This is a genomic window from Effusibacillus pohliae DSM 22757, from assembly GCF_000376225.1.
In the GTDB taxonomy this organism is placed as follows: Bacteria; Bacillota; Bacilli; order Tumebacillales; family Effusibacillaceae; genus Effusibacillus; species Effusibacillus pohliae.
Window position 1 is genome coordinate 36,786 of sequence record NZ_AQXL01000123.1, and the last position, 19,271, is coordinate 56,056.

A 19,271-nucleotide genomic window follows, 5' to 3' on the forward strand; every position below is an offset into this window, starting at 1 on the left:
GCGAGAGGAGAGAACGGGAGCATGGAACGCGGCGTATGGCGGCGCGGATTACGTGTAGGGATCCAGACAACCTGGGTGCTCAGCAAAGTGATCGTCCCGGTTACGATTGTGGTGACCGTGTTGAAACATACTCCGGTGATCGGCTGGATTATCAAACTGTTTGCACCGTTGATGAACGTCTTGGGGCTGCCGGGAGAGGCGGCCATCGTGCTGGGACTCGGCTTTCTCCTCAATCTGTACGCGGGGATCGGCGCGATGTTCGTGTTGCCGCTCGGCGGTTACCAGATTTTTGTATTGTCGGTGATGTTGAGCTTTGCCCACAATCTGCTGGTCGAGACAGCCGTTTCGAAGCGGGCGGGGCTTTCTGCCACCCTGATTTCGTTGGTTCGGGTGGGCACCGCCTTCCTGTTTGCCGGCGTGATCCGGTTGTTCACTCCCGCCGGATCGGTAGCCGATGCGGCGCACACGGAGCAGGTGAAGCTTGATCCTTATTTATGGCAGATGGCTCCTTCAGCGTTTTTGCTGGAACTGCTGGACAAGGCGTGGGCGGCCGTTTGGCAGTTGGTGCTGATCGTCATTCCGCTCATGTTTGTGATCCAGATTCTGAAGGAGATCCAGTTTCTCGACCGGCTGGCGGGCTGGATGCGGCCGGTTACCCGGGCGCTGGGCTTGCCGGAAAAAGCGGCTGTTCCGTTTCTGGCAGGCATCTTCTTCGGACTGGCGTACGGGGCGGGCGTGATTCTGCAGGCGACGGAGGAGGTAAACTTCACCCGGCGGGAACTGTACCTGATGTTTGTCTTCCTGATTTTGTGCCACGCGGTGGTGGAAGATACACTGCTGTTCGTTCCGCTGGGCGTCAACGGATGGCTGCTGCTGGCAACGCGGCTGTTGACGGCGATTGTGATCACCGCCCTATTGGCCCATATCTGGCGGGAGCCTTCTGTGGGGCCGAAAATAGCAGTGACGAACGGCAAATGACTCTGTGACTGCATGACACATCCGATGGAGGAACGGCATGAAGTATCCGTACATTCTGTTTGACCTGGACGGCACTCTGGTGGACACCAATGAACTGATTTTGCAGTCGTTTGAACATACGCTGGAACACTATTTTCCGGGACGGTATTCACGGCAGGACGTATTGCCGTACATGGGGGAACCGCTGGTCAAGCAGTTCGCCCGTTGGGCACCGCCGGAGCAGGTGTCCGAGCTGGTGCAGGCGTACCGCAAGTATAACGTGGAGAATCACGACCGGCTGGCGACCATTTTTCCGAATGTGCCGGAAGTGTTGGCCGAACTGAAAGCGCAAGGCTGCCGGATGGCGGTTGTGACAAACAAAATGCGGCTGACCGCCGAGAGGGGGTTGCGGCTGTTTGGCCTTGACCGCTATCTGGAAACTGTTGTGACGGTGGAAGATACGGACCAGCACAAGCCGCATCCGGCGCCGCTGCAGATTGCGATCGAGCGGTTGGGCGGGGAACCTGCCGGCACGTTGATGGTGGGGGATTCTCCCTACGATATTCTGGCCGGACAAGCGGCCGGTACGGCTACCTGCGCAGTGGCCTGGAGCTTGCGGGGGTGTGAAGGATTGGCTTCCTATAAACCCGATTATCTGATTGACGAGATGCGGGAACTTTTGGAGATTGTGCGGGGATAGCATGCGAAAGACGGAACGGTATCCGGTGCAGGGGTCAAATTCGCTGTGGCAGATGTACAAAACGGTGTCTTTCTGGAAAGTGGCGCGCAATTTTGCGGTGATTCAGGTCTCACGCTACACCCCTTTTTTGCCGTTGAAAAATTGGATGTACCGGACGTTTCTCGGAATGCAGGTGGGCGAGCGGACGGCGTTCGGACTGATGGCGATGCCGGACGTGATGTTCCCGGAACGGATCCGGATCGGCAGTAACTCGATCATCGGCTACAATACGACGATCCTGGCACATGAGTATTTGATCGATGAGTACCGGCTGGGGGATGTGGTGATCGGCGACCATGTGATGATCGGCGCGAACACCACCATTCTGCCCGGTGTGACGATCGGCGACAGGGCGGTGGTGGGAGCCGGCTCGCTTGTCAACCGGGACATCCCGGCGGGGGCGTTTGCCGCCGGCAATCCGGTACGCATCATTCGGCAGCCGCAAACGGAGTAGGACAGTGGCGGAATGGCATGGTAAAATTTTTGCGAAGGGTGGCCATGATGAGTTCACCGACAAGCAAGCCCTTCCATTGACATCTGCCGCCGCTTTTGTTACCATGTGAAATCATACTTTAGTATATTAGCAGACTAAAGCAAGCTTGGTGGTGGAACCGGATGCAAAAGCCGTTGGTATTTGAGAAGCCGCAGGGGGTGCGGGATTTTTTGCCCGATACGGCAGCCAATAAACGGCAGATTGAGCGGCAGATTTCGAACAGTTTCGCCCGTTGGGGGTACCGCGAGATTATCACCCCAATGTTTGAATATATGGAAACGTTTCAGACCGGGATTCGGGGGGCGGAAGATCGGGTCTTTAAATTTGTCGACCGGTCCGGCCGGATGGTCGCCTTGCGCGCCGACATGACCGCGCCGATTGCGCGTGTGGCCGCTTCCTTGCTGAAAAATTCGCCACTCCCCATCCGCTTATCGTATACCGCCAGCATTTTCCGGCAGCAGGAGCTGACGGCCGGACGCGATACCGAGTTCACGCAAGCGGGTGTCGAGTTGATCGGCGACTCGTCGCCGGACGCGGATGCGGAGATGCTGGCGCTGGCCGTTTCCGCTTTGCAGGAGATCGGGCTGGAAGGATTCCGGCTTGCGTTGGGGCAAGTCGGATTTTTGCATGGCCTGCTGCTGGAGCATGTGGACGACGCGGAGATTCGAGAGCGGTTGCAAAACGCTTTGGCCGATAAAGATTATGTCGGATTCGAACGGATCGTCAAAACGCAAACGGCGGGTCCCGCCTGCGACGTTCTGCTGCAGATTCCCCGGCTGCGCGGCGGTGTGGAGATCCTGGCCGCTGCGAAAGATTTGACAAGCAGCCCGCCGGCACAGGCTGCTCTGCAAAATCTGCAGGAGATCTGGCAGGTGCTGGAGATCCACGGCGTGACGGAGCATGTGCAAATCGACCTCAGCTTGCTGCTGGGGCTGAACTACTACACGGGAGCGGTGTTTGAGGGATACGCCCCGCTGATGGGCTTTCCGATCTGCGGCGGCGGCCGCTATGACGAACTGCTGGGAAAATTCGGCCGGCAAGCCCCCGCAACCGGATTTGTGATCGGGATCGAACGGGTGTTGGAGATCCTGGAGAAAAAAGGCGCTTTTTCCGCCCAGCCGCGTTATCTGCTCGGCTATCGGCAGGCCGAGCGGGCAACCGCGTTGCGGTTTGCCGCATTTTTGCGGAAGCGGCAGGCTGCGGTTGCGACAATTCTGCTGGTTGACGGGGAAGCGCCGCCGAAGATCGACGGAGCGGAAACGGCGCAGCTGCAGGCCGGCCACCTGGAAACGGACGCGCAGCAGCTTCGCATTCTATATGAAGCGTTTTGCAGGGAAGGAGGGGGCGCGAGGTGACAAACGATCCGCAACAGCTGACAGTCGCCCTGTCCAAAGGACGGATCATGCAAGACACACTGCGCCTGCTGCAGCAGGCGGGGATTCCGGTTCCGGCAGATCTTGCGGAGTCCCGCAAGCTGATCCTCGAATCGGAGGACCGGTCGCTCCGCTACATTCTGGCGAAACCGGTCGATGTCCCGACGTATGTGGAATACGGTGCGGCCGATGTCGGGATTGTCGGGAAAGACGTGCTGCTCGAGGCGGAACGGGATCTGTATGAGCTACTTGATTTGGGGATCGGCCGCTGCCGCATGTGCGTCTGCGGGCTTCCCGGCAGCGCCGGCGGCATGGTCAGCCGGGTGGCCAGCAAATATCCGCGGATTGCGGCCGATTATTTTCGCAGCCAGGGGCAGCAGGTGGAAGTGATTTTTCTGAACGGGTCTGTGGAACTGGCGCCGCTGATCGGACTGGCCGACCGGATCGTCGACCTGGTCGAGACCGGGCGGACGCTGGCGGAAAATGGGCTGGTGGTGCAGCGCGAGATTTTGCAGATTTCGACGCGGGTGGTGGCCAACCGCATGAGTTTTCGGCTAAAAAGTGAACAGATCGACCATTTTGTCGCACGGCTACGGCAGGTGGCGGAGCCGGCTGTGGACGCCGGACAGGCGGGGAGGTAAGCGAATGATTCGGATTGTCGAGGCAAGGAACTTTGCGTTACAGAGGGAAGAAGCGGAACCGTACGAAAAAGAGCGCGAGATCGTACTGGATATCATCCGGCAGATCCGGCAATATGGAGATGAAGCGCTGCGGGCATTCACAAGACGGTTTGACGGAGTCGACCTGTCCGATTTTCGCCTGTCGGAAACGGCGTATGAAAATGCGTATGACCGGGTAACTCCGGAGTTCGTCGAGGCGCTGCGGGAAGCGATCGCGAATATTCGCCGTTTCCATGAGGCCCAGCGCAGGCAGTCGTACATGCTGGTGGACGCGGAAGGCACGATGCTGGGGCAGTTGGTGAGACCGCTGCAACGGGTCGGCGTATATGTGCCGGGCGGGACAGCCGCCTATCCGTCCACCGTACTGATGAATGTCATTCCGGCACAGGTGGCGGGGGTGGCGGAAATCGTGGTGGTGACGCCGCCTGACAAGCAGGGCAATGTGCATCCGGGCGTCCTGGTGGCCCTCAAGGAACTGGGGATTGCGGAAGCGTACCGGATCGGCGGTGCGCAGGCGATTGCAGCTTTGGCATATGGCACGGAATCGATCCGACCGGCAGACAAGATCGTCGGTCCCGGCAATATTTATGTAGCGCTCGCCAAACAGGCGGTGTTTGGCAAAGTGGGGATCGAAAGCATCGCGGGTCCGTCCGACATCCTAGTCGTGGCGGACGATTCGGCAGATCCGGAGTATGTGGCGGCCGATTTGCTGTCACAGGCGGAACACGGGGAACTGTCACAGGTGATTCTGGTGACGCCTTCCCGCGAACTGGCGGAAAAAACGGCCCGGGCGCTGGAGCAACAATTGGCGGTATTGCCGCGGCGGGAGATCACCGAGGCTTCCATCCACAGCCGGGGGGCGATTGTGGTTACGCGCGATCTGGCGGAAGCGATCGAAGTGGCGAACCGCGTGGCGCCGGAGCATCTCGAGCTGATGGTGGAAAATCCAGATGATTGGATCGGCTGCATCGTCAACGCCGGGGCGATTTTCGTCGGCGCGTATTCGACCGAACCGGTCGGCGATTATTACTGCGGCACCAACCATGTGCTGCCGACTGAGGGAACGGCCCGTTTTTCTTCGCCGCTGAATGTGGAAGACTTTTTGAAAAAGACTTCGTTGATCCGCTACAGCAAATCGGCGTTGTTGGCACACGGGCAGAAAATCATCGCGCTGGCGGAAGCGGAAGGTCTCGAGGCGCATGCGAACGCGGTGCGGATTCGTCTGAAAAAGGAAGGAATGGGACGGTCATGAGCGACAATCGGATTGGCGAAATCAAGCGCGACACGCTGGAGACGCAGATCTCCCTGCGGCTGGATCTGGACGGGGAAGGCAAGCGGGATCTGCTGCTGCCGGTGCCCTTTTTGCAGCATATGCTGGATCTGTTCGCGAAACACTCCGGTTTTGATTTGACGATCGACGCGGAGGGAGACACGGAGATCGACGACCATCACACGGTTGAAGACATCGGCATTTGTCTGGGACAGGCGTTCAAGCAGGCGGTCGGCGACAAGGCGGGGATCCGCCGTTACGGGAACCGGTTCACCCCGATGGACGAATCGCTTGCTCAGGTGACGGTCGACATTTCGGGCCGCTCCTACTTGGTGTTTAATGCCAAATTCCCGGCGGAAAGAGTCGGGACTTTCCAAACGGAGCTGGTACAGGAATTTTTCCAGGCGTTCGCGGCGAATGCGGGCGTCACCTTGCACATCAATCTGCACTACGGCACCAATACGCACCACATGATCGAGGCGATTTTCAAAGCGTTTGCCGGAGCGCTGGCGGAAGCGACCCGCAGGGATGAGAAGATCCGCGGTGTGCTTTCGACCAAGGGAACGCTATAAACACCCGTCGAAGTGAAGCAAAGCTTTGTACCCTATTCCGAATGCTTTGCCGGGGCCCCAAAAAGAAATCGCTTGATCACCAATGTAGTTGGGAGTTGACATGATGATCGCAATTGTAGACTACGGGATGGGGAATCTGCGGTCTGTCCAGAAAGCGTTTGAAAAAATCGGCCACGAAGCGGTCGTCACCAGTGATCCACAGCAGGTGGAAGCGGCGGCCGGCGTGCTGCTGCCGGGGGTCGGGGCGTTTGGCGACGCTATGTTCCATTTGCGGCAGTTGGGACTGCTTGATGCCGTCAAGCGGGTCGCGAAGCAGGAGAAGCCGCTGCTCGGCATCTGTCTTGGCATGCAGCTGTTGTTCAGCACGTCGGAGGAACATGGCCACCATCTCGGGCTGAACCTGATTCCCGGCCATGTCAAACGGTTTAAGGGAAAGTTCAAAATTCCGCACGTCGGCTGGAACAGTTTGCAGGTCAAGCGGCCGCATCCGCTGCTGGAAGGTGTCCGCAACAATGATTACGTCTACTATGTGCACAGCTATCTGGTCGATCCGGCAGACCGCAGCGTGATCCTTGCAACCAGCGACTATTACGGGGAAGTTCCGGGAGTGGTCGGATACAAGAACGTGTTCGGCATCCAGTTTCACCCGGAAAAAAGTTCGTCGGTCGGCCTGCGCATGCTCGACAATTTCGGCCGCATGTGCAAGGAAGGAGTGTTGGCATGAAACAGAATGACGAATTTGTTTTGTATCCCGCGATCGACATCCTGGGCGGCAAAGCGGTGCGTTTGCTGCGGGGAGATTACGACGAGCAAACGGTCTATCACGACAATCCGGTTGATGCAGCCCGCCAGTGGGTCGGGCAGGGGGCCGAGTTTATCCATGTGGTGGACCTCGATGGGGCGAAAGCAGGCTCACAGCAAAATCGGCCTGTGATCGAGCAGATTGTGAAAAGTGTCCCGGTGCCGGTGCAGGTCGGCGGCGGCATCCGGAACGGCGAGACGCTGGAAGCCCTCTTTTCGCTCGGGGTGGCACGCTGCATTCTGGGGACCGCCGCTGTGCGGGAACCTGATTTTGCCAAGCAGGCTTTGGTGGAGTACGGAGAGCGGATCGTCATCGGACTCGACGCAAAAAATGGCTGGGTGGCCGTCAACGGCTGGCTGGAAACATCGGACGTTTCGGCGATCGAACTGGGCCGACAGCTGAAGGAGTGGGGGGCAACCCGGGTGATTTTTACCGATATCGCGCGGGATGGAACCCTGTCCGGTCCCAATCTGGCGGCCAACATCGAGCTGGCCGAGCAGACCGGCCTGAAAGTGATCGCGTCGGGCGGCGTGAAAGAAACGAACGACCTGCTGCAACTGGTGAAATACCGGCATGTCGGAGTGGCCGGGGCGATCATTGGCAAGGCGCTGTACACCGGCAGCATCCGATTGCAAAGCGCGGCTGAACAGGTCAAGCAAGCGCTGGCGGCCGACGGAGGGGAAGCTTGATGCTGACCAAGCGCATTATTCCGTGTTTTGACGTGAAAAACGGCCGGGTCGTGAAAAACGTATCGTTTCTGACCAACGAGCGGGATGCGGGCGATCCGGTCGAGTTGGCCGCCTATTATGAGGAAGCGGGCGCCGATGAACTGGTGCTGCTTGATATTACCGCGTCTGTCGAAGGGCGCTCGACGATGATGGACATCGTCCGCCGCACGACAGAACAGGTATTTATCCCGTTTACGGTCGGCGGCGGTATCTCGTCGGTCGACGACATCCGGGAGATCTTGAAGGCGGGAGCCGACAAGGTGTCGATCAATACGGCCGCCGTGAAAAATCCGAAACTGATCGCGGAAGGGGCCAAACGGTTCGGGCAACAGTGCATCGTCGTGGCGATTGACGGCCGCTATGACCGGTCGAAAGGCGACTGGGAGGTGCTGATCCACGGGGGACGCACATCCACCGGCATGAGTGTGATCGACTGGGCGAAGAAGGCGGAGTCGCTGGGGGCCGGCGAGATTTTGCTCACTTCCTTCGACCAGGACGGGCAAAAAGACGGCTACGATCTGACCCTCACCCGGTTGGTGTCGGAGGCGGTTTCGATCCCGGTGATCGCGTCGGGTGGGGCGGGCAAGAAGGAGCATTTTTATGAGGTGTTCACAGAAGGCAAGGCGGACGCCGCGCTGGCTGCATCGATTTTTCACTTTAAAGAGACGTCGGTCGGGGAAGTGAAAAATTACTTGAAGAAAAAAGGGGTGCCGATCCGGTGACAACCGACAGCAAGGAGAGGGGATGGGTGGACGGCCTGCGGTATGACGAGCGCGGGCTGATTCCGGCGATCGTGCAGGATGCGGAGAGCCAGGCGGTGCTGATGCTCGCGTATATGAATCGCGACTCGCTGCTGAAAACGCTGGAAACCGGGCAAACGTGGTTTTGGAGCCGGTCGCGCAACGAGCTGTGGAACAAGGGGGCGACGTCCGGACATGTGCAGCAGGTGCAAAGCATCGCGTATGACTGTGACCGGGACGCGTTGCTGCTGCAGGTGAAGCAAACGGGAGCCGCTTGTCACACCGGCGCGTACACCTGTTTTTTTGAACAGGTTGTGGGCGAACCGGGCTGCGTGACGGATTGTGAGGACAAGCAGGGAGAGGGTGTCAGCAAGCAGCGTGATGCGGCTGCAAGCGCGGCTGGGACATCGGTCGAGCCGGCTGCACGCGACAGGTATGGGATTCTCACGGACCTGATCGAGACGATCGATCGCCGCTATGCAGAACGGCCGGAAGGAGCCTACACCACTTATCTGTTTGCAAAAGGAATCGACAAAATCCTCAAGAAAGTCGGGGAAGAAGCGACCGAAGTGATCGTGGCCGCGAAAAACGGGGATGCGGCTGAATTGGTGGCCGAGGCGGGCGATTTGCTCTATCATTTGCTGGTCTTGCTGAAACAGCAGGGAATTCCGTTCGACGCCGTGCTGGCGGAACTGGAAAAACGTCATGGAGCGAAGGACATGCCGAATAAAACGAAATAGACGGGGCGTCGCCTCGATACTCCCGTGCAAACCGGCGCCTGGCAACAGGCAACGAGGCAGCATGGGAGCAGTGAGGATGGCGCGGTCGCAAGCGAGGTCAGACTTTCCGGTGGAGGTCTGGCCTTATTGCATTGTCTTGCGTTGGCAATATTGATACTATGGGAGTGATGCAGAATTTGCGGAAAAGAGGACGATCGGCGCTTCGTCCGTCTGCGATCTGTGGTATACTGGGACTGAAGTGAACATCATGTTTCCGTTGATCGCGGGAGGTGACTTGATTGGACCGGCAACAGCAAAAAAAGCGTCGGCGCCCGGACAGCAATCTGATTCCGTTTCGGCTTGATGCCGCCTTTTTCTTTGAACGGGCCGTACGGCACCTGGACCGCCACAACCTGCAAAATGCTCTCAAGTATTTTCGCAAAGCGGTCGAATACGAACCGGACAATCCGGTGAACCACTGCAATTTGGCGGGCGTCTTGTCGGAGATGGGTTCGTTTGAGGAATCGAACCGGATTTTGGAGAACGTGCTGGAGTCCATCGACCCGCAGATGTATGAGTGTTATTTTTATATGGCGAACAATTGGGCCAATCTTGGCGATTACGATAAAGCGGAAGAATATGCCGCCCGCTATCTGGATCTTGAACCACAGGGGGAATTCGCGCAGGACGCGGAGGAGATGCTGCAGATTCTGATCGAGGAGTTCGGTGGCGGCGAAGTGCTTCGCCAGCGCCTGGCGGAACGGGAGGCGGAGCGGCGGGAGCAGGATCTGCCGCGCAAGCTGCTGGAGCAGGGGAAGTTCATGGAGGCGGTCGCCCATCTGCAAAAAACGATCGAGCAGCACCCGGAGCTGACGGCGCCGCGCAACAATCTGTCGCTTGCCTATTATTACCTCGGACGGCTCGACAAGGCGGTCGAGATCGCGCGGGAAGTGCTGGTAATAGATCCGGGGAATCTGCACGCAAGGTGCAACCTCGCCGTATACCTGCAGCACCTGGAGCGGACAGACGAACTGGCGGTATTGCTGGAGGGGCTGCGCAAAGTCTACCCGCTGCAGTTTGACCAGTGCTACAAGCTGGCTACCACGATGGGCATTCTGGGCGAACATCAGGTGGCGCATCGCCTGTTTTTGCAAATGGCCCGCTGGAGCGAGCAACCGGATGCGCCGTTGTTACACTGTGTTGCTGCATCCGCCTGCAACAGCGGCCATTACGGCCTGGCCCGGCGGATCTGGAAAGATATTCAGTTGCTCGACCCGGACGGGGAAGTGGCGCCGTTCTATTTGCGGGCGCTAGAGGAAGCGGAAGCGGCCGGCATCGAAATGCGGCAGGTGTCTTACCATTACCAGATTCCGTTTAACGAACAGGTAAGGCGGATCCAGGAACAGATGAGAATGGGCAAACCGGGCAACTGGCGGAACGACCCGCTGATTCGCTCATCCCTGTTCTGGGCGCTGCAGCATGGCGAACTGGAAACAAAGATTCAGGTCATCCAGACGTTCGCGCTGATTGCCGACCGGGAAGTGGAGCAAGCGCTGCGCGAGTTTGTTTGCCGGCCGAATGAGCTGGAACAGTTGAAGCTGCTGGCCATCTATGTGTTGAAGCATATCGGCGCAGACGGACCGTTTACGGACGTTCCCGCCTTGAACAAGGATTGGAAAGCGATTTTGGAAAAGGCGCGGGCGGCCGTGGAAGCGTACGCCGACCACCTGGGAGATGTGACTTGCCGCATCTGGTCCGATTTTCTCGTGCAAAGTTTGCAACAACCGCCGCAGATTGCAAGCCTTAATACATGGGCGGCGGGGTTGGCTTATTTCACGTTGCGGCTGCACGGGATCTCCGTCACACAGGCTGCGGTGGCGGAACGGTTCGGCGTTTCCCCCAGCAGCGTTTCGAAGATTTTCCGGCAAATCGGGCAAACGCTCGAATCGTGAGCGGCCTCACAGTTTCCAGCGGCCTGTTTTGTTTATACTAGGGGCAGGGGGATTCAATCCTGCCCGTTAATTCTGGATGACACACTCCGCGCGGCCCAGGGATTTGGTGCCCCAGCGAAGCACTCGGAGTAAGCTGCGAAGGGCAGCGTCACTTCGCTGGGTGATGTGGCGGGTGCTGTGAGCGGAGTTTCCTATGTTGAGGTGATCACATGTACGATTTGTTGATTATCGGCGCCGGGCCGGCCGGCTTGTCGGCGGCCGTGTACGGGGCGCGCGCGAACCTGCAGGTGGCGCTGCTCGAGAAAGGGCTTCCCGGCGGACAGATGCAAAATACAACCGAAGTCGAAAACTACACCGGCTTCAAAATGATCATGGGGCCGGAGCTGTCACAAGTGATGTACGAACACGCCCTGCATCTCGGTGTCGATTACCACACCGCGGATGTGGAAAAAGTCGAGCTGGAAGGCCGAATCAAAAAGGTTCACACGACGAAGGGCGTATTCGAAGCGAAAGCGCTGTTGATCGCGACCGGGGCGGAGCCGAAGCAACTCGGCGCAAAAGGCGAAACGGAATTTCGCGGCCGCGGTGTCAGCTACTGCGCCACGTGCGACGGCGCCTTCTTCAACGAAAAGCGGCCCGGCATGGACAAAGGGCTGATCGTCGTGGGAGGCGGCGACTCGGCCGTCGAGGAAGGAGCGTTCCTCACCCGGTTCAACAAAGTGACGCTGATTCACCGGCGGGACAAATTGCGCGCCCAGCCGATTTTGCAAAAGCGGGCGTTTGAAAATCCGCGCATGAGCTTCATTTGGGACAGCACCGTCGAGGAGATCATCGGTGACCAAGCGGTCACCGGGGTGCGGGTAAAGAATTTGAAGACGGGTGAGGTGCGGGAACTGCCGGCCAACGGGGTATTCATCTATGTCGGCATGCAGCCGAACACCGATTTTCTCGCTGGATCGAAGATCTTGAATGAAGCTGGCTATATCGTCACGGATGAAACGATGAAAACTTCGATTCCGGGCGTGTTTGCCGCCGGCGACGTACGGGACAAGGGGCTGCGGCAGATCATTACCGCCGCTTCCGACGGCGCGATCGCGGCGATGTCGGCGTATCATTACATCGAGTCGCAGGAAGATGCAAAAGCGGACCCAATTGGCTAAATCTGTTACAAAAACAGGGGGATCGCGGGTGGCAGACAACCGGTTTATCATTGTGGGAACGGCCGGTCATATCGACCACGGGAAGACGACGCTGGTGAAAGCGTTGACCGGCCTGGACACGGATACGCACAAGGAAGAAAAGGAGCGGGGCATCTCGATCGACATCGGGTTTGCGCCGCTGACGCTCCCCGATGGCAAGCGCATCGGGGTTATTGATGTTCCCGGCCACGAGCGGTTCATCAAAAATATGCTGGTCGGTGCCGCCGGGATCGATCTGATTTTGCTGGTGATCGACGCGAACGAAGGGATTATGCCGCAGACCCGGGAGCATCTGCATATCGTCGAGATGCTGCACGTGCAAAAAGGGATCGTCGTGCTCACAAAAATTGACACGGTCGACGACGAATGGCTGGCGCTGGTCACGGAAGAAGTACGGGAAGGGCTGCAAGGCACGGTGTTGGCCGACGCGCCGATCGTGCCGGTGTCCGCCTACACAGGACAGGGCATCGACCAATTGCGCGGCCTGATCGCCGAGGTGGCGAAAGAGATCCAACCGCGTGAAGTGAACGCCCCGTTTCGCATGCCGGTCGACCGCGTGTTCTCGGTCCCTGGTTTCGGGACGGTCGTTACCGGAACGATTCTCGCTGGATCGGTGACAGTAGGCGATGCGGTGGAAATCCAGCCTTCGGGGGAACAGGTGCGCGTCCGTTCGATTCAGGTGCACGGCGTCGTGACGCAGAAGGCACAAGCAGGGCAGCGGACGGCGTTAAATCTGGTTGGCGTCGAGCGCAGCGAATTGTCACGCGGGTTTGTGGTTGCGGCGCCGGGCGTCTTGAAGCCGACAACGCTGATCGATGCCCGGTTTCGTCTGTTGTCCGACAGCCCGCGGACGCTGACGAATCGAATGCGCGTCCGCCTTTATGTCGGGACCAGCGAGGTGTTCGGGCGGGTGGTTCTGCTCGACCGGGATGAGATGCAGCCGGGCGAGGACGCGCTGATCCAGATCGATTTGGAAGCGCCAGTCGTGTGTGAGGCGAAGGATCATTTTATCCTGCGCACGTATTCGCCGATGTACACGATCGGCGGCGGTGTGGTGATCGACCCGCACCCGGCCCGTTTGCACAGGCGGCGCCGCCCGCATATTCTGGAGGAACTGGAGGCGCGGGAAAAAGGCGGCCCGCACGAGCGCATCCTGCAAATCCTCGACGCGGAGATCGGCCTGAATCTTTCGGAACTCGCCGCCCGCATGAAAGCGACGATGGAGCAAACGAAAAGCTGGCTCGACGAATTGCTGGCCCGCCACCAGGTCTTGGAACTCCCCGGCACCCCCGGCTTTGTCGCCGTTAAATCGCTGCACGTATTGCTCGATGAAATCGAAGACAAAATTCGGGCCCACTATTCCCGTGAACGGTTTCATGCTTATGTAGCAAAGGCGCAGGTGCATTCCCAACTGTCGAAAAAATTGAAGCCGAAAGTGTATGACGGCATCCTCGAACTGGCGTCGCAAATGGGCCGAATCGAAGTCCGCCAGGACCGGATCCGGCTGGCCGGTTACACGGTTCCGCTGTCTTTGCGGGAAAAGCAGCTGTTGCAGGAAGTGAAAAGCAAATTTGTGCAGCGGCCGTACCATCCGCCGACCTTGCAGGAACTGCTGGCGATGTACAAAGGCCGGGAAAAAACGGTGCAAGGCATCGTCAGTCTGCTGAAAGAACAGGAGGAACTGGTCGAGGTCGAAGACGGGCTGCTGTTTGCGGGCGAGGCGATCACCGATGCGCCGCGGATTTTGGCTGAAATCTCGGGGGAAGAAGGATTTACGGTTGCCGAGTTTCGCGATCGGGTCGGCACTTCGCGCAAATTTGCACTGGGGCTGCTCGAATATATGGATCGCATGAAATGGACCAAGCGGATCGAAGACCGGCGCGTTTTGCTGAAAAAGCCGGGAGAGGGCGGTTCGTGACGCAGACGGGGCGGTTGCGTTGCCAACTCTGTACGCCAGGCGACAAACAATCTGTCACAAATTTTTAACGGGATCGTAATATAAACGAAATAATCCCTGGGTATACTGTAAATGTATCACATTTGACCCCCTTTTTGATATATACTTCTTGCTTGGCGTGGGTGGAGAGACACGCCTCTTTTTTTTTTGCTTGCATTGTCTTGGCGAATCCTGCGTGATATTCTAGTGACGGCAGGAGTTGATAAGGATGCAATTGGTGACAAACTGTATTTTACGCTGGGAGGATCGGCTGCTGATGCTGCGGAAACCGCGCAGAGGCTGGTGGGTGGCGCCAGGTGGGAAAGTCGAGACCGGCGAATCGCTGTTGGAAGCGGTTACGCGGGAGTATCGGGAAGAGACGGGACTGACGCTGATCCGGCCGGAGTTGCGTGGTGTTTTCACTGTGATCGTGCAAAACGGTGAAGAGTTGGTCAACCATTGGATGCTGTTTACGTTTTATGCGGAATCCTTTAGCGGACTGGTGAATGCCACTTCACAGGAAGGCCACCTGGAATGGGTGGGGATCGATACGCTGCCGAACCGTCCGATGGCGGAAGGCGACCGGATTTTTATTGAACATATCGTGCATCATCCGACTCTTCTGACCGGCAAGTTCACATACACACCCGATTACAAACTGCTCGGGTGGAAACCGGAAAACACGTTGCCGGTCTTTCGATAAAAAGCGCTGAACGGTTCCGTCGGACGCGTAGGGCGGATCATTGCTTTTGCGGAAAGGATCGACGGTGCCGGTCGGAGCGGGAGTTTTGTTGATTGGTTTCAAAGTACTGGGAGGGACGAGAGCAGTGAGGCGAAAAGTTGTGGGGATCGACGTAGGCGGCACATTCCTGAAAGCGGCTGCCGTCACGGAAGAAGGGCGAATCGTGGTGAAGGAAGAATGGCCGACCGAGGTAGTGCAAGGAACGGCCGCCGTGCTTGACCGGATGGCCGGGATCGCCCGGGCGGTAGCGGAAAAAGCGGGCTGGACCTGGCACGAGGTGGACGGCATCGGTTTGGGGGTGCCGGGCTTTCACGATTTTCAAAATGATCTGTGTGAAGAATCGGTCAACCTTGGCTGGAAGAACGTCCCGGTGATCGCGGAGATGGAAAATCGGCTGGGTGTCCCGGTGCGGTTTGACAACGACGCGAATGCGGCCGCTTTGGGCGAGGCGTGGGTTGGTGGCGGCAAGGATTACCGTCACACGCTGTTTGTTACGCTCGGCACCGGAGTCGGCGGCGGGATTGTGATCGATGATCAAATCTACCGAGGCGCCAACGGAATGGCAGGTGAAATCGGTCATTTGGTGCTTGAGCCGGAACATGGCGAGCGTTGCAATTGCGGCCATATCGGCTGTTTGGAAACGATCTCGTCGGCAACCGCCATCCTGCGCGCCGCCAAGCAGCGGTTGCAGCGGGGAGACGAGTCGTCCCTGCGAATGGTGGAAAATCTGACGACCCGCGATGTGTTCGAACACGCAGCACAAGGGGATCGCGTCGCGGCGGACGTAATCGATTACGCGGTGCATAAATTGGGGTATGCGCTCGCCTTGCTTGCCAATACGCTGAACCCGGAAGTGATCGTCATCGGCGGCGGGCCCTCGAAAGCGGGAGATGTGCTGTACAAACCGCTCAACCGGTATTTTCAAACATACGCGTTAAAGCGGGTAGTGGAGGCTGCCGAGATTCGGCCGGCCGAACTCGGCAACGACGCAGGCGTGCTGGGGGCGGCAAAATTGGTGTTGGGGTGAGCTTCACGTCACTTTGTCGGGTATTCGGTTCGCTCTTCCGGGGAATTTTTCTGGTATAATAAAAGAAAGTGGTTTGGAAAGCGGGAGAGTGTAGTATGCATCCATCTGTCAAAGTGCTGATCTTGACAGGTTTGTCCGGGGCGGGGAAATCGGTGGCGCTGCAGTGCCTGGAAGACCTCGGATATTTTTGTGTCGACAACCTGCCGCCCGCTTTGATTCCGAAGCTGGGAGAACTGATTCTGCAATCGGACGGGAAAGTGTCGAAAGTGGCGCTCGTGTGCGACCTGCGCGCGCGGGCTTTTGACAAGGAATTGTTTGAAGCTGTCAAAGAACTGGAGGAGCGCAGCGAAATCACCTGCCAGGTGGTTTACATGGAGGCGGATGACGAGACGCTCGTCAACCGTTACAAGGAAACGAGGCGGCGCCATCCGATGGCACCCGAAGGACGGATCACGGAAGGTATCGCCAAGGAACGCAAGAAGCTGGAAGAGATCCGCGGGCGGGCCGACTGGATTTTCAACACCAGCAAGATGAAGCCTTCGGAACTGAAAGCGCTGATCATGGAGCGGTTTGCGAACCTTGATGACCGCAAGCTGAATATTCATATCATGTCTTTCGGTTTCAAGCATGGCGTGCCGATCGATGCCGACCTGGTGTTTGACGTCCGGTTTTTGCCGAATCCGCATTATGTCGAGTCGCTGCGTCCGTTAACGGGCAAAGATCCGGAAGTGTACGAGTATGTGATGAAGTGGCCGGTGACGCAGCAGTTTGTCGAGAAACTGGTCGATCTGATCGACTTCCTGATTCCGCATTTTGAAAAAGAAGGCAAACAGCAGGTTGTGATTGCGGTCGGTTGTACGGGGGGACAGCATCGTTCCGTGTCGATTGCGGAACTGCTCTACCGCCATCTGCAGAAAAATGATTCAGTCGTTGTCACCCATCGCGACTGTACAAAGGAACGATAACGCATGGTCAAAAAATGGTGGTTGCTCGCCTGGACACTGTGCGTGTTCGGGCTAGGCCTGATCACGGCGGGGGCGGGTCTGCATTCGGTAACCGGACAATCATCCGTCGTCGGACTGGCGTGTCTCTTGGTGGGGTCTGGCCTGCTGGCGCTTGGCTGGTGGCGGGACGAGCAAATCGGGCGCAAGGAAATGCTGGCCAAACTGGGCCGCCGCAAGCTGGTCGTGATCGGCGGCGGCACGGGACAGTCGGTTCTGCTGCGGGGTCTCAAAGAATACGATGTAGAGATTACGGCGGTTGTCACCGTGGCGGATGACGGCGGATCGTCCGGACGGCTGCGGTCCGATTTTGACATGCCACCGCCGGGCGACATCCGCAACTGTCTGGTTGCTTTGGCTGATACGGAACCGTTGATGGAACGGCTCTGGCAGCACCGCTTCAAGTCAGGCGAAGGACTGGCCGGGCACAGTTTCGGCAACCTGTTTATCGCAGCCATGGCTGACGTCACCGGTGACTTTGAAACGGCGATTCGCGAGACATCGCGGGTGCTTGCCGTCCGCGGACGGGTTCTGCCGGCCGTCAACCGGGCGGTGATCCTGAAAGCGCATATGACGGACGGAACGGTCGTCACGGGGGAGTCGCGGATTCCCACCGTCGGCAAGAAAATTCGCCGCGTCGAGATCGATCCGCCGGACATCAGCCCGCTGCCGGAAGTCATCCAGGCTTTGCAGGAAGCGGACGCGATCATTGTCGGACCGGGCAGCCTCTACACCAGCATCCTGCCGAACCTGTTGGTGCCTGGCATTGCTGACGAGATCCGCCGCTCGAAAGCGAAAAAAATCTACGTCTGCAACGTGATGACGCAACCGGGGGAAACGGACAATTACACCGCTTCCCAACACGTGAAAGCGATCTATGATCATGTCGGGCCGGGTCTGTTTGAGTACGTGCTGGTCAATTCCGCGCCGATCCCGCCCGCCGTCATCGAGCAGTACCGGGAACAGAAGGCGGCGCCCGTCGTAGCGGATACGTGGAATTTGCAACAAATGGGGCTGAACGTGATCGCCCGCAACTTCCTCCATTATGCGATCTACGCGAGACACGACGCCAGACGGATCAGCGAACAGATTTTGTCGATCCTGGCGCGGGATTTGAAGAAGCGACAAACCAGTTTCCAGGAGGCCCGCCATGTCGTTCGCATCCACAACCAAGAAGGAATTGACACAACTGGAGAGTAGGCCTTGCTGCCAACTGGCCGAACTGTCCGCCATGGTCCGCCTGAACGGCAAAATCGTTGAGTCGGACGGGCGGCCGATCCTTGATATCGCAACAGAGAACGCGGCGATCGCCCGCCGGATGTACACGCTGACACGGAAGCTGTTCGGCGTGCATGCCGAAGTGCTGGTGCGCAAGAAAATGCGCCTGAAGAAAAATAATGTATATATGGTGCGCGTGCCGTTTCGGGTGCAGGAAATCCTGCAACAATTGAAAATCGCCGAAATCGGTGTACAATATAAGCAAAGCATCGATCCGGAGTTGATTCGAAAAACTTGTTGCAAACGCGCTTACCTGCGGGGAGCGTTTTTGGCGGCCGGTTCGGTCAACGACCCGGAAAGCAATTCGTACCATCTGGAGATTGCGGTCGACGGCGAACCGTTCGCCCAATCTCTGCTGCAGCTTCTCAACGAGTTTGAACTGAACGCGAAGCTGATCGAGCGCAAAAAGCTGTTTGTGGTCTACCTGAAAGAAGGGGACAAAATTATTGAATTCTTAAACATCATTGGAGCTCACCAGGCGCTTCTCCATTTTGAGGATGTGCGCATTTTGAAGGGCATGCGCAATCAGGTCAACCGGCTGGTGAATTGCGAAACAGCCAATCTGAACAAGACGATTCACGCCGCTGTACGACAGGTTGAAAACATCCGACTGGTGGAACAGATGATCGGGCTGGAAAATTTGCCGCCCCATTTGAAGGAAGTGGCCGAGCTTCGGTTGAAATATCCCGAAATCAACCTGAAGGAGCTGGGTGCGATGCTGCCCGGCAACGTGTCAAAATCGGGAGTCAACCACAGATTGCGCAAGCTGGAGGAAATGGCTGAGAAACTGAAGGAGGGGTTCGCATGGCCGAAAAAACTGTAACCGTCAACCTGCGCGCGGGATTGCATGCCCGCCCGGCTGCTCTGTTCGTCCAACAGGCAAACAAATTTACCAGCGAGATTTTCGTTGAGAAGGCCGGCAAAACCGTCAACGCGAAAAGCATCATGGGGATCATGTCGCTGGCCATCTCGAAAGGCTCCGAGATCACAATCAAAGCCGAAGGGTCGGACGCCGAACGGGCCGTCGAAACGTTGGCCGAGATGGTGTCGCGGGAAGACTAGG

The 19,271-nt window shown here is 57.9% G+C and carries 20 protein-coding genes; all 20 read left to right on the forward strand.

The genetic code is table 11. The features are described 5' to 3' along the window. The first annotated feature begins 21 nt into the window (after positions 1-21). Positions 22-978 carry a nucleoside recognition domain-containing protein gene (locus tag C230_RS20135; protein WP_018132069.1) on the forward strand — a complete coding sequence of 319 codons (957 nt, stop codon included), beginning with the start codon at positions 22-24 and terminating at the stop codon, positions 976-978. A gap of 37 nt (positions 979-1,015) precedes the next feature. Continuing rightward, positions 1,016-1,657, forward strand: coding sequence for a pyrophosphatase PpaX (gene ppaX, locus C230_RS0110895; RefSeq protein ID WP_018132070.1), 642 nt, complete (start codon positions 1,016-1,018; stop codon positions 1,655-1,657). A 1-nt stretch (position 1,658) separates the two neighbouring features. Beyond that, positions 1,659-2,150, forward strand: coding sequence for an acyltransferase (locus tag C230_RS0110900; protein WP_018132071.1), 492 nt, complete (start codon positions 1,659-1,661; stop codon positions 2,148-2,150). A 161-nt stretch (positions 2,151-2,311) separates the two neighbouring features. Then, on the forward strand, positions 2,312-3,544 hold the full coding sequence (gene hisZ, locus C230_RS20140) for an ATP phosphoribosyltransferase regulatory subunit (protein ID WP_018132072.1): 1,233 nt from the start codon (positions 2,312-2,314) through the stop codon (positions 3,542-3,544). Next, complete coding sequence (hisG, locus tag C230_RS0110910) at positions 3,541-4,203, forward strand: ATP phosphoribosyltransferase (RefSeq protein WP_018132073.1); 663 nt, start codon at positions 3,541-3,543, stop codon at positions 4,201-4,203. Before hisZ ends, hisG begins: the two co-directional genes overlap by 4 nt. A 7-nt stretch (positions 4,204-4,210) precedes the next feature. Then, entirely contained in the window at positions 4,211-5,494 is a 1,284-nt protein-coding gene (gene hisD, locus C230_RS0110915; protein ID WP_026174271.1) for a histidinol dehydrogenase, read from the forward strand. Continuing rightward, positions 5,491-6,084: an imidazoleglycerol-phosphate dehydratase HisB gene (gene hisB, locus C230_RS0110920; RefSeq protein WP_018132075.1), complete on the forward strand. Its 594-nt coding sequence runs from the start codon at positions 5,491-5,493 to the stop codon at positions 6,082-6,084. The genes hisD and hisB overlap by 4 nt, the downstream gene beginning before the upstream one ends. Positions 6,085-6,187: 103 nt before the next feature. Next, a complete protein-coding gene (gene hisH / locus C230_RS0110925; RefSeq protein ID WP_018132076.1) occupies positions 6,188-6,808 on the forward strand; it encodes an imidazole glycerol phosphate synthase subunit HisH in 621 nt (206 codons plus the stop codon). Next, on the forward strand, positions 6,805-7,575 hold the full coding sequence (gene hisA / locus C230_RS0110930; RefSeq protein ID WP_018132077.1) for a 1-(5-phosphoribosyl)-5-[(5-phosphoribosylamino)methylideneamino]imidazole-4-carboxamide isomerase: 771 nt from the start codon (positions 6,805-6,807) through the stop codon (positions 7,573-7,575). Before hisH ends, hisA begins: the two co-directional genes overlap by 4 nt. Then, the gene (hisF, locus tag C230_RS0110935) at positions 7,575-8,336 is read left to right on the forward strand and encodes an imidazole glycerol phosphate synthase subunit HisF (protein WP_018132078.1); all 762 of its coding nucleotides are present in this window, start codon (positions 7,575-7,577) and stop codon (positions 8,334-8,336) included. Before hisA ends, hisF begins: the two co-directional genes overlap by 1 nt. Further along, positions 8,333-9,094 carry a bifunctional phosphoribosyl-AMP cyclohydrolase/phosphoribosyl-ATP diphosphatase HisIE gene (gene hisIE, locus C230_RS0110940; RefSeq protein ID WP_083910542.1) on the forward strand — a complete coding sequence of 254 codons (762 nt, stop codon included), beginning with the start codon at positions 8,333-8,335 and terminating at the stop codon, positions 9,092-9,094. The genes hisF and hisIE overlap by 4 nt, the downstream gene beginning before the upstream one ends. 278 nt (positions 9,095-9,372) lie before the next feature. Next, positions 9,373-11,025, forward strand: a complete 1,653-nt coding sequence (locus C230_RS20145) for a tetratricopeptide repeat protein (protein ID WP_018132080.1) — start codon at positions 9,373-9,375, stop codon at positions 11,023-11,025. A 209-nt stretch (positions 11,026-11,234) separates the two neighbouring features. Further along, entirely contained in the window at positions 11,235-12,185 is a 951-nt protein-coding gene (trxB, locus tag C230_RS0110950; protein WP_018132081.1) for a thioredoxin-disulfide reductase, read from the forward strand. A gap of 28 nt (positions 12,186-12,213) precedes the next feature. Then, entirely contained in the window at positions 12,214-14,142 is a 1,929-nt protein-coding gene (gene selB, locus C230_RS0110955) for a selenocysteine-specific translation elongation factor (RefSeq protein WP_018132082.1), read from the forward strand. A gap of 247 nt (positions 14,143-14,389) precedes the next feature. Then, positions 14,390-14,863: an NUDIX hydrolase gene (locus tag C230_RS0110960; protein ID WP_018132083.1), complete on the forward strand. Its 474-nt coding sequence runs from the start codon at positions 14,390-14,392 to the stop codon at positions 14,861-14,863. Between the two features lie 124 nt (positions 14,864-14,987). Then, complete coding sequence (locus tag C230_RS0110965; protein ID WP_026174272.1) at positions 14,988-15,929, forward strand: ROK family glucokinase; 942 nt, start codon at positions 14,988-14,990, stop codon at positions 15,927-15,929. Between the two features lie 95 nt (positions 15,930-16,024). Next, positions 16,025-16,894 (forward strand): RNase adapter RapZ, encoded by an 870-nt coding sequence (gene rapZ / locus C230_RS0110970; RefSeq protein ID WP_018132085.1) that lies wholly within the window; start codon positions 16,025-16,027, stop codon positions 16,892-16,894. Between the two features lie 3 nt (positions 16,895-16,897). After that, positions 16,898-18,130, forward strand: a complete 1,233-nt coding sequence (locus C230_RS0110975; protein ID WP_018132086.1) for a gluconeogenesis factor YvcK family protein — start codon at positions 16,898-16,900, stop codon at positions 18,128-18,130. Further along, complete coding sequence (gene whiA / locus C230_RS0110980; protein ID WP_026174273.1) at positions 18,081-19,031, forward strand: DNA-binding protein WhiA; 951 nt, start codon at positions 18,081-18,083, stop codon at positions 19,029-19,031. The genes C230_RS0110975 and whiA overlap by 50 nt, the downstream gene beginning before the upstream one ends. Next, positions 19,013-19,270, forward strand: a complete 258-nt coding sequence (locus C230_RS0110985; protein ID WP_018132088.1) for an HPr family phosphocarrier protein — start codon at positions 19,013-19,015, stop codon at positions 19,268-19,270. Before whiA ends, C230_RS0110985 begins: the two co-directional genes overlap by 19 nt. Position 19,271: the final 1 nt, after the last annotated feature.